This is a genomic window from uncultured Clostridium sp. (assembly GCF_937920395.1).
Lineage (GTDB): Bacteria > Bacillota > Clostridia > Clostridiales > Clostridiaceae > Clostridium_AD.
Genome location: NZ_CALEVF010000041.1, coordinates 62,345 through 73,534, shown reverse-complemented (window position 1 = coordinate 73,534; position 11,190 = coordinate 62,345). Strand labels below are relative to the sequence as shown.

The window sequence follows — 11,190 nt, the reverse complement described above, 5'->3', positions numbered from 1 at the left end:
AAAACTTTTGTGTAAATTTTTTATATTAATCATGAAATTCCTCCAATTACCTAGCCACATATCTTTCAAGTTTTTTCTCTATTCTTTGTTGAATTATAGTTAATACTGTGCAAAATATTAGATATATGAAAGCTACTTCACAGTATAATACAAGTGGCTCATACGTTGTTGCTGTTATTTGTTGGGCAACCTGGAACATTTCAGTCAAAGTAATAGCCGCTGCAAGTGATGTATCTTTAATAAGACTTATGAAAGAGTTTGATAGTGGTGGTACAGATACTCTAGCTGCCTGTGGCAAAATTATTCTAAGGAGTGATTGAGTATGAGTCATACCAATTGAACTTGCAGCTTCCCACTGACCCTTAGGAATAGACAAAATGGAAGCCCTAATTACTTCTGAATTATAAGCACCAATGTTTAATGTAAAACCTATAATTGCTGCGGGAATTGCTCCTATTGTTATGCCAGCTGCTGGTAATCCGTAAAATAATATAAATAACTGTACTAGAAGAGGTGTCCCTCTTACTATCCAAACATATAAACTTGATATTAGGTTTAGTAATTTATATTTTGATATACGAGCAAGGGCAGTAAGCATAGCTAAAATCGAACCAAGCAAGAAGGAGATTACGGCTACTGGAATTGTAAACTTTATACCTGCTATTAATAAAGGAAAGAAAGAGTCTTTAACTATCCCGAATATTCTTAGTGTATCTGTGTCTAAATTCATTTTATCACCCTTTTATTTTGATACATCGCTGCCAAAATATTTATTTGAAATTTTTGAATAAGTACCATCTGATTTCATATCAGCTAAAGCTTTATTAACTGCAGTTACTAATTCTTTATTTCCTTTGTTAAACATAATTCCACTTGGTTGTGCATCACCTTTTGTATCAACAATTTTTATAGCAAGATTTGGTTTTTGTTTTTTCAAATCTAGGAAAGATAAGCTATCATTGACTGTGGCATCTACTCTTTTAGAAACTAAAAGGTCTATTGATTGGTTAAAGCCATCAACTGGTTGTAAAACTGCACCATTAGCTTTTGCGATTTTACCTAAGTCACTAGTTAATGATTGAGCAGATTTTTTACCTTTTAAATCAGCAAATTTTTTGATAGTATTATCAGAACTATTTACTATAAGTACTGCTTTTGAAACTATATACGAGGTTGAGAAATCGTATTTTAGTTTTCTATCAGAATTGATTCCAACTTCATTTGCTACCATGTCAAATCTCTTTGCATTTAGCCCTGCAAACATACCGTCCCACTTTGTTTCTACAAATTCTGGTTTAACCCCAAGACGCTTGGATACTTCGGTTGCAATATCAACATCAAATCCAGTTAATTTTCCTGATTTGTCATGGAATGTATATGGTGCATAGGTTCCTTCGGTACCTATTTGTATTTTTCCTTCACTTTTTATTGTTTCTAATAAATTTTTTGATTTTGCATTTTTACTTCCACTTGTTCCACATCCTACGAGTCCTACTGATGCTATTAATAATGTGGTAATTAATATAGATAATTTTTTCATATATTTCCCCCTTGAAGTAATCCTACTGTTTTAGTAAGGTATTGAATTAATAATACCATAATTAATCCGTTGTTGTCAATATACGTTCAAAATTTAAAAGTGAGACAAAAAGACTTAGGATAGTTATACAATATATATTTTAAATAGATATTTAAAATAATATAGATAATACAAAAGAACTAAAACAAAGGATGGCAAGTGGTCATCCTTTATTTTAGTCCTTTTAGTAAAACTATTTTTTAGAAAGAAATGAGAGCAAATATTTAGTAAGCGATCCCCTCAGAATACATAGCATCAGCTACCTTAATGAATCCAGCAATATTAGCACCGGCAAGTAAATTGCCTTCAAATCCGTATTCTTTTGCTGCACTGCTTGCTTTAATATAAATCTCTGACATTATAGCCTTTAATTTATTATCAACTTCTTCAAATGTCCATGCATATCTTATACTATTTTGTGACATTTCAAGTGCTGACGTAGCAACACCTCCTGCATTAACTGCTTTAGCAGGTCCAAAAAGAATCTTACTTTTTAAGAATACATTAATTGCTTCTGGAGTGGAAGGCATATTTGCTCCTTCTCCAACTGCTATACATCCATTTGCTACAAGAATTTTTGCGGATGTTTCATTTATTTCATTTTGAGTAGCACAAGGAAGTGCAATATCACACTTTATTTTCCAAATTCCTGAGCAACCTTCATGATACTCTGCAGTAGGATGGTATTTAATATATTCGCTTATTCTTTCTCTATTAATTTCTTTGATTTTTTTAATTGTATCTAGTTTAATTCCAGTTGAATCATATATGTATCCATTTGAATCACTTAATGCAACTACATTTGCTCCTAGTTTAATAGCTTTTTCGGTTCCATATATTGCAACATTACCTGAGCCTGAAATTACAACTGTTTTATTTTTAAAGGAATTGTTTGTAGCTTTAAGCATTTCCTCAACAAAGTAACACATACCATATCCGGTGGCTTCCGTGCGAGCAAGACTTCCACCATATGATAGCCCTTTACCAGTTAATACACCTGTAAATTCATTTCTAAGTCTTTTATATTGACCATACATAAAACCAATTTCTCGGGCGCCAACACCGATATCACCAGCAGGTACATCAGTATCGGCTCCAATATGTTTTGAAAGCTCAGTCATAAAACTTTGACAAAATCTCATTATTTCTCTATCAGATTTTCCCTTAGGATCGAAGTCACTTCCACCTTTAGCACCACCAATTGGTAGACCTGTTAGGGAGTTTTTAAAAGTTTGTTCAAATCCAAGAAATTTAATAATACTAAGGTTAACTGAAGGATGAAGCCTTAACCCACCCTTATAAGGTCCGATAGCACTGTTAAATTGGACACGAAAGCCTCTGTTTACTTTTACTATGCCCTTATCGTCTATCCATGAAACTCTAAATATAATTTGCCTTTCAGGCTCTACAATTCTATCGAATATTCCAGCTGCCATCCACTGCGGATGAGCTACAGCTACAGGCTCTAGAGATTCTAGTATTTCGCTTACGGCCTGCTGAAATTCTGGTTCATTTGGGTTTTTCTTAATAACTTGTTGAGTTAAACTTGATAATAAACTCATTTTATTGCCTCCTCAGATCAAATAAATATGGCTTAATCTTAAAATTAACATGCATCTATCTACATATTTTATCATTTTTACCACTTTGAATCAACTTTATTAAAAGCAATGTTTATATAATGTAAGGATGATAGTAATTTTATGTAATAGGATACAACTTATTAAAATAAATCAAAGCTATTATTAAGAGTAAAACAAAAAATACGTCAAAAGTGAATTTAAATTAATAATAACATGCAATATTATAGTAATTTAAATTTAATTCAAGAAATTGATGTGAATGATTACATTGCATATATATAGGTTTTTTGCTCTTATAAGCCTTGAAATGCAACTTTATCAGTAAAAAAATATAATTAATAGAAGGCCAAAACACTTGACTTTTATTTCAAATGTTAGTAAAATGACTTATAACAGTAAGCGAAAATTCATTACGACTACAATACAAATTTTTATAACTAGTAATAATATTTAATTAGGGGGGATTTTTATGCATGCAATAAATACTGCTGATACATCATTTATGATTTTTGCAACGGTATTAGTAATGTTAATGACACCGGGACTCGCTTTGTTTTATGGTGGAATGGTGAGAAGAAAAAATGTGCTTAGTACCACTGTTCACAGTTATACAGCGATGGTGATTGTATCACTTCAATGGGTTTTAATTGGTTATACCCTATGTTTTGGAAAAGATTTTGCTGGTTTTATTGGTAATTTTCAGTTTCTTGGATTGCATGGTGTAGGATTTTTACCGAATGCTGACTATGCTGGTACGATACCTCAATCAGTATTTATGTTATTTCAGTTAATGTTTGCAATAATAACACCTGCTTTAATTTCAGGAGCAATTGCTGAGAGAATGAAATTTCTTGCATTTGCAGTGTTCATTTTAATATGGACAACATTAGTTTATGATCCAATAGCTCATTGGGTGTGGGGTGCAGGTGGATGGCTTAGAAATTTAGGAGCGTTAGATTTTGCAGGTGGAAATGTAGTTCATATAAGTTCAGGTATTTCTGCACTTGTTGTAGCACTTGTATTAGGAAAGAGAAAAAAATTAAAATCAATCACTCCACACAATCTTCCAATGACACTTCTAGGTGCAGGAATTTTATGGTTTGGATGGTTTGGATTTAATGCAGGGAGTGCACTTGCTGTAAATGGTGTAGCACTAAACGCATTTATTACTACTAATACATCGGCTGCGGCTTCTGCACTAACATGGTGTTTATGTGAGTTAATTGTTAGAAAGAAGGTTACCTCACTTGGTCTTGCAAGTGGTATTGTTGTAGGTCTTGTAGCAATAACACCAGGTGCAGGTTTCGTAAGTCCAATGGCTTCTATATTAATAGGCGGAATAGGCGGCATAATATGTTACTTTAGCGTAACTGTAGTTAAAATAAAATTTGGATATGACGATGCATTAGATGCATTTGGTTGTCATGGAATTGGAGGAATTTGGGGAGGTATAGCTACTGGTATTTTTGCTTCCAAGGCTATAAATTCTGCCGGTGCAAATGGATTAATTCATGGTAATATTAAATTACTTGGAATTCAATTAATAGCAATTGTTGCTACAATTGCATATTCGGCAATAATGACATTTATTATATTGAAGGTACTTGGTAAATTTATGAGTTTAAGAGTGACAGCTGATGAAGAAAGTGATGGATTAGATGTTTCTCAACATGGTGAAGAAGCTTATGGTGGTATTGATATTTAATCAAATAGCTAAAAAATAAAGGGGGTTACAAGTATGGAAGAAAATTTTTCAAAGATTGATATTATTACATCTGCAAGTAAGTTTGATGAATTGAAGGAAGCCTTAAATGCAATTGGTGTTAGTGGCATGACTGTGTCTAATGTTTTAGGATGTGGAATTCAAAAGGGACATAAAGAATTTTATCGGGGACTCGCATTAGATATTAATCTTTTACCTAAATTAAAGGTAGAAATAATAGTGTGTGATATTCCCGTAGACTTGGTTGTGGAAACAGCAAAAAAAGTACTACACACTGGTAAAATGGGTGATGGTAAAATATTTATTTATGATGTGAAGAATATAATAAGGATTAGCAATGGTGCTCAAGGACGAGAAGCACTTACGTATACCGAATAAATACTGTTAAAATTTAAGATTAACAGATTAACTTAGTTATGCTAAGTTGATTTGTTTTTTTTTATTATTTTTGCTTTGAAGGCTATAGATTTTTTTGGTACAAATGGATTATTATATGGTAATATTAAACTAGTAGGTACTCAGCTTATAGAAATTGTACCAACGGTTGCAATAGGTATATTTTAAATGGTGAAGAGGGTTATGGCGGAATAGAGATTTAATTCACTAAGGTAATTATTTCAAAAATTTTCAAGTAAAGGGGGTGCAAATATGGACGAAAAGTTTTCAAAGATAGAAATTATTACTACTTCAAGTAAATTTGATGAATTGAAGGAAGCTTTAAATGAAATCGGTATTAGTGGCATGACTGTATCTAATGTTTTAGGATGCGGTATGCAAAGAGGTCATAAAGAATTTTATCGTGGGCTTGCTTTAGATATTAATCTTCTACCTAAAATAAAAGTAGAAGTAGTAGTTTGTGATATTCCTGCAGAATTAGTTGTAGAAACTGCAAAAAAGGTACTTCATACAGGGAAAATGGGTGATGGAAAAATATTTGTTTATGATGTTAAAAACATTATCAGAATAAGTAATGGTGAGCAGGGGCGAGATGCTTTACGTTATAATAAATAAATTAAGGGAGTTTTTTAATTATGAAATTTGTTACGTATATTAATAATGCTCAAGAATTTGTGGGAATTGTTATTGGTCAAAAGGTTATAAAGATTAATGAAATATTTAATACTTTAGGTATAGCTAGTGTAACTTCTATGACGGAATTAATAGAAGGTTTTGAAGAAAATACATTGGAGAAAATTAAAAATGCCATTAGTAGTAATAATTTTAACTATGTATCATTAGATACAATTAAATTGCTTGCTCCAATACCTAATCCAAAAAGAAATATATTTTGTCTTGGTAAAAATTATATAGAGCATGTAAAAGAAATTAAACAGACGAAAATATCTGGCACTGGAATCCCAGATTTTCCTATATATTTTACTAAAGTAGCATCGCCTGCAATCGGAAATGGTGATGAAATTAAATTTTCTTCTAAAGTTACAACGCAAGTAGACTACGAAGCAGAGCTTGCTATAGTTATAGGAAAAGAAGGAACTAATATTAAACCAGAGAATGTCGAAGAATATATTTTTGGATATACTATAGTTAATGATGTTTCAGCTAGAGATTTGCAAGGAAAGCACATCCAATGGTTTAAAGGAAAAAGTTTAGACACATTTTGTCCTATGGGACCATGTTTAGTCGATAAAAGTGAAATTAAATTTCCTGCAGAGCTAAATATTACATGTAGCATTAATGGAGAATTAAGGCAAGATTCAAATACAAGAAATTTGATCTTTGATATACCATATATAATTAGTGATTTATCAAAAGGACTTACTTTAAAACCTGGTGATATAATTAGTACAGGCACTCCAAGTGGTGTTGGTTTAGGATTTAATCCACCTAAGGTTTTAAAAAATGGTGATATTGTAGAATGTTATATTGAGAAAATCGGTAAACTAGCTAATAAAGTAACTGTTGTCAATTAATAGAGAAAAAATAAAAATATAAGCTAAAGGCATGTTATGTTTAAAAAGCATGGCTTTAACTTTATCTCGGTTTTTATTAATATATTCAGTTGTATCTGCATTTGCTGCCTGTCTTACTTCTACGGTTCCACCTTTTGTTTTATCTTTAAGTCCATTGTCAGATAATATTTTTCTAAGAGTTAAATCTTGAGTGTTTCCAAACTTAGGAATTGCAATTTTCTTGCCACTTAAATCTTTTAAATCTTTAATAACTACACCTTTTTTAGATACAAAGATTAGTTTGTAAATTCTTTAAAACTCATAATTTCAGCGGTTTCAATAGGTCATGACGAAAGTCTTATTGTTTATACTGGACCAACAAAAGAAAGAAATCATTTCTATCCAAAGAAATTTCAAAATGGACATCTAAGATTTAGTGTTGGACTAGAAGATGCAGATGACATAATAGCTGATATAGAACAATCACTTAAAAAAAGTGGATTATAGTATGCAAATTACTTAAACAGATCGTGGTATAAAGCTTTTTTATTTCCAAGAGTAAGACTTGTATTGGTAATTATTCAACTGGATTTACACTAATATGAAATTAATCTCAAATAAAAAATGGATGTAAGATTGTTTATACTAATTTTTTTATAGTAGAGTACTTATCAAGTACTTCCATAGTTAAATTCACCTTTCTTATTATCAGCACCTCATTTCTAATCATGAGGTTTATTATCTAACATTTTATGTTTGGGACATAATTAAATGTGGTACACTAGGACATTACCATAAACGGATCATATATAAAATATAAATATTTAAACAAGAGTTGACAAAGATAAAACTTAGCATATAATAGAAATAAAACTAATCCGATATGAATACTATTAGAAACGGTAAAATGGAAATTAATATTATGTTTAAGTGTTTAGTTGAAAAGTACACTTAAAATCTTAACTTAAAATAAATATATGGGGGTAATACTATGGGGTCAGTAGATTATTTTAATGAAATAGCACAAAGTTGGAATGTAATAAGAAGTGAATATTTTGATGAGAGATTAAAGTATAAGGTTTTATCTAAAGTAAATATTAAAGACAAGGTTGTGGCAGATTTAGGATGTGGAACTGGATTTTTATCATTAGCATTGGCATTAGATGCAAGTATTGTGTTTTCTATAGATCAATCTGTAAATATGTTAGTAGAAACAAGAAAATTAATGGATACAAAAAAATTTGACAATGTGTATCCAATAAAATCATCTATAGATAGTTTGGCGTTGTTTGATGAGTCTGTAGATGTGGTTTTTATTAATATGGCACTTCATCACGTTAAGGATGCTAAAAAAGCAATAGAGGAAATGTTTAGAATAATAAAGAAAGATGGAACTTTAATAATATCAGATGTACAAGAGCATAATGGTGAGTGGGCAAGGACTGAAATGTTTGACGAATGGCTTGGATTTTCAAATAACCAGATTGAAGAGTGGTTAAAATCTGCAGGATTTAATCTTGTTAATATTGAAAATACAGATTTATTATGTAAAGGCTATTCAAGTAAAGGTGAGTTTACACAGACTGGCATTTTTATTGCAGTAGCAAATAAGGGAGGACTAAATAGTGAAATATATAAATAGTGTACTAGAGAATATAGGAAATACACCACTCATAAAATTAAATAATTTAGGATTAAAAGAAGGGGTAAATATTTTCGCAAAACTTGAAGGTGAGAACCCAGGTGGTAGCGTAAAAGATAGAGTTGGGGTCTACATGATAAAGGATGCAGAAGAAAGGGGTATCCTTAAAGTGGGATATACAATTGTTGAAGCTACCGCAGGGAATACTGGGATAGGTGTGGCACTTGCTGCAATAAATAAAGGATACAGTATAATATTTGTGGTTCCAGAGAAGTTCTCAGTAGAAAAGTTAACTTTGATGAGAGCACTTGGCGCCACTATTATTAATACACCAAGGGAAGATGGTATGCTAGGTGCAATCAATAAGGCGAAAGAACTATTGAATGAAATCCCTAATTCTATTTCATTACAACAGTTTGAAAATGATGCTAATCCAAAGGCTCATTATGAAACTACAGGACCAGAAATATATGATGCATTAGATGGTGAAATTGATTATTTTCTTGCAGGAGCAGGAAGTGGTGGAACATTTAGTGGTGTTATGAAATATTTAAAGGAGAAAAATGAAAATATAAAAGGTATATTGGTAGACCCGGATGGATCAACAATTGGTGGTGGTGAGGAACATTGTTATGATATCGAGGGGATAGGAAATAATTTTGTTCCAACAACTATGGATTTAAGTCTTGTTCAAAGTGTTATTAAAATTAATGATAATGAGGCAAAAGATAAAGTAAAACTTATTGCTGTTAAGGAAGGATTGTTTGTAGGCAGTTCTTCTGGAGCTGCTATAGCCGCTGCGATAAAACTTGCAGAAACTATTGAAAAGGGAAATATTATTATCATATTACCTGACAGAGGGGATAGATATTTCAGTAAAAATATCTATAATTAATACTTATTAATAATTTAGTAATTAAAAATTAGAAAATACTATTTAAAATTATGCAGCAAAGCTAAAATCTTTGCTGCATAATTTTTTTGGGGGGAATATTCTAAGGGCAATACAAATAAAATTAGTTTGTTAGAAGAGCATAAAGTAGTTTACATATCTAGAGTTATGTAAACTTAATTTAAAATGTAAACCTATTTTAAATTAACTAATAATACTAACTAAGTAATGAAATAGCTAAAATATATTATATTCAAAAATAAATAAAGTATACACAATATATATGGTTAAACTATAAAAAAATATTGACATGTTTTTACTAATGTAATATTATATAGAATATAATTAATTAAACATACAGGTTTGGTATGAGACATAAAGTGCGAATATTTAAAATATTGGGGGAATAACTATGAATATTAAAGTAAATGGAGAAGCAAAAAATATTAAAGATGAGGTTACGGTTACTGAAATGTTAAAAATACAAGATGTGGAAATGGCAGATATGGTCTCAGTTCAATTGAATGGTGAATTTGTGGATAGAGATCAATTTGTGAAAACTATATTAAAAGAAAATGATGAAATAGAAGTTTTATATTTTATGGGAGGTGGAAGCCTTGGAATTTAGTGAGGAGCAGATAGAAAGGTATTCAAGGCATATATTATTGTCTGAGGTTGGAGTTGAAGGACAAGAAAAATTACTGAATTCAAAGGTTCTTATTATTGGAACAGGAGGCCTTGGAGCACCAGCGGCTATGTATTTAGCAGCAGCTGGAATAGGCACAATAGGCCTTGTAGATGGTGATGTTGTGGATTTATCAAATCTTCAAAGGCAAATTATACATCAAACTAAGAATGTGGGTCAGCTTAAAGTAGAATCTGGAAAAGAAACAATAAATGAACTTAATCCAGATGTAAATGTCATTACGTATAATGAATTTGCTACATCTGTAAACATTTTAAATATTATAAAAGATCAGGATTATGATTTCATAATAGATGGAACAGATAATTTTGCTGCAAAATTTTTAATAAATGATGCCTGTGTACTTGCTAAAAAACCATTTTCTCATGCTGGGATAATAAGATTTCATGGACAACTTACTACTTATATTCCAGATAACAATACACCTTGTTATAGATGCATTTTTCAAACACCACCACCAGAGGGAATGGTGCCTACATGTAGAGAAGCTGGCGTTCTAGGAGTAATGGGTGGAGTTGTTGGAACACTCCAAGCAACTGAAGCTATTAAATATATACTTGGACTTGGACAAACTCTCGCTGGGTATTTACTAACTTATGATGGACTAAAGATGGAATTTAAGAAAATAAAAATAAATCATAATAAACGATGTGGAGTTTGTGGAGAACATCCTACTATAACAACTTTAATAGACTACGCAAATCCATCATGTGATTTAAAAACAGGAAAGTTGAATGGGTGATTAATATGATATATATTAATAAATTAGAGATAGATAGAATTGTAAATCAGGCAAAAAAGGAATTTCCTAATGAATGTTGTGGTTTTTTATCAGGAAGCAAAAGCGAAGATATAATTAATGTGAAAAAATCATATCCACTTACAAATTTAGATAAAAGTAGTGAGCATTTTTCAATGGATCCTAAAGAGCAGTTTAATACAATAAAAATAATAAGAGGTAATGATATGTTGTTCATTGGAAATTATCATTCCCATCCATATACTCCCTCAAGGCCATCGGAGGAAGATATAAGACTAGCATATGATCCAAAAATAATATATGGTATTTTATCATTAGAAAAAGAAGAACCAGTATTTAACTTATTTAAGATAAACAAAAATGGTGTTCTTAAACTAGAATACAAAATTATTTAA

13 protein-coding genes and 1 pseudogene are annotated in these 11,190 nt (G+C 31.0%); 10 read left to right on the top strand and 4 right to left on the bottom strand.

The annotated features are described in order from the left end of the window. Positions 1-46: 46 nt before the first annotated feature. The 3 genes from Q0649_RS05030 to gdhA form a co-directional block, all read right to left on the bottom strand. Entirely contained in the window at positions 47-730 is a 684-nt protein-coding gene (locus tag Q0649_RS05030) for an amino acid ABC transporter permease (RefSeq protein WP_298838265.1), read from the bottom strand. Positions 731-742: 12 nt separating this feature from the next. Then, entirely contained in the window at positions 743-1,540 is a 798-nt protein-coding gene (locus tag Q0649_RS05025; RefSeq protein ID WP_298838262.1) for an amino acid ABC transporter substrate-binding protein, read from the bottom strand. Positions 1,541-1,803: 263 nt separating this feature from the next. Beyond that, positions 1,804-3,141, bottom strand: coding sequence for an NADP-specific glutamate dehydrogenase (gene gdhA, locus Q0649_RS05020; RefSeq protein ID WP_298838260.1), 1,338 nt, complete (start codon positions 3,139-3,141; stop codon positions 1,804-1,806). Positions 3,142-3,631: 490 nt separating this feature from the next. Here gdhA and Q0649_RS05015 point away from each other — a divergent pair, with 490 nt between their 5' ends. The 4 genes from Q0649_RS05015 (at position 3,632) to Q0649_RS05000 (ending at position 6,816) form a co-directional block, all read left to right on the top strand. After that, complete coding sequence (locus tag Q0649_RS05015) at positions 3,632-4,867, top strand: ammonium transporter (RefSeq protein WP_298838257.1); 1,236 nt, start codon at positions 3,632-3,634, stop codon at positions 4,865-4,867. A gap of 33 nt (positions 4,868-4,900) precedes the next feature. Continuing rightward, positions 4,901-5,263, top strand: a complete 363-nt coding sequence (locus Q0649_RS05010) for a P-II family nitrogen regulator (RefSeq protein ID WP_298838254.1) — start codon at positions 4,901-4,903, stop codon at positions 5,261-5,263. Between the two features lie 270 nt (positions 5,264-5,533). After that, positions 5,534-5,896, top strand: coding sequence for a P-II family nitrogen regulator (locus tag Q0649_RS05005; protein WP_298838252.1), 363 nt, complete (start codon positions 5,534-5,536; stop codon positions 5,894-5,896). 20 nt (positions 5,897-5,916) lie between these two features. Beyond that, positions 5,917-6,816, top strand: a complete 900-nt coding sequence (locus Q0649_RS05000; protein WP_298838250.1) for a fumarylacetoacetate hydrolase family protein — start codon at positions 5,917-5,919, stop codon at positions 6,814-6,816. Here Q0649_RS05000 and Q0649_RS23035 read toward each other — a convergent pair. After that, positions 6,787-7,092 (bottom strand): ABC transporter substrate-binding protein, encoded by a 306-nt coding sequence (locus Q0649_RS23035; RefSeq protein ID WP_367179349.1) that lies wholly within the window; start codon positions 7,090-7,092, stop codon positions 6,787-6,789. The genes Q0649_RS05000 and Q0649_RS23035 overlap by 30 nt on opposite strands. Positions 7,093-7,107: 15 nt before the next feature. On the opposite strand from Q0649_RS23035, the pseudogene Q0649_RS04990 reads away from it, so the two are divergent. The 6 genes and pseudogenes from Q0649_RS04990 to Q0649_RS04965 all read left to right on the top strand — a co-directional run. Beyond that, positions 7,108-7,302, top strand: a pseudogene (locus tag Q0649_RS04990) (PLP-dependent transferase); the annotation flags it as partial. Positions 7,303-7,786: 484 nt separating this feature from the next. After that, positions 7,787-8,437, top strand: coding sequence for a class I SAM-dependent methyltransferase (locus Q0649_RS04985; protein ID WP_298838247.1), 651 nt, complete (start codon positions 7,787-7,789; stop codon positions 8,435-8,437). Beyond that, the gene (locus Q0649_RS04980) at positions 8,421-9,332 is read left to right on the top strand and encodes a PLP-dependent cysteine synthase family protein (RefSeq protein WP_298838244.1); all 912 of its coding nucleotides are present in this window, start codon (positions 8,421-8,423) and stop codon (positions 9,330-9,332) included. Before Q0649_RS04985 ends, Q0649_RS04980 begins: the two co-directional genes overlap by 17 nt. Positions 9,333-9,741: 409 nt before the next feature. Next, positions 9,742-9,957, top strand: a complete 216-nt coding sequence (gene thiS, locus Q0649_RS04975; protein ID WP_298838242.1) for a sulfur carrier protein ThiS — start codon at positions 9,742-9,744, stop codon at positions 9,955-9,957. Next, positions 9,947-10,777, top strand: coding sequence for a molybdopterin-synthase adenylyltransferase MoeB (locus Q0649_RS04970; RefSeq protein WP_298838239.1), 831 nt, complete (start codon positions 9,947-9,949; stop codon positions 10,775-10,777). Before thiS ends, Q0649_RS04970 begins: the two co-directional genes overlap by 11 nt. Positions 10,778-10,782: 5 nt before the next feature. Continuing rightward, positions 10,783-11,190, top strand: coding sequence for a M67 family metallopeptidase (locus Q0649_RS04965; protein ID WP_298838236.1), 408 nt, complete (start codon positions 10,783-10,785; stop codon positions 11,188-11,190).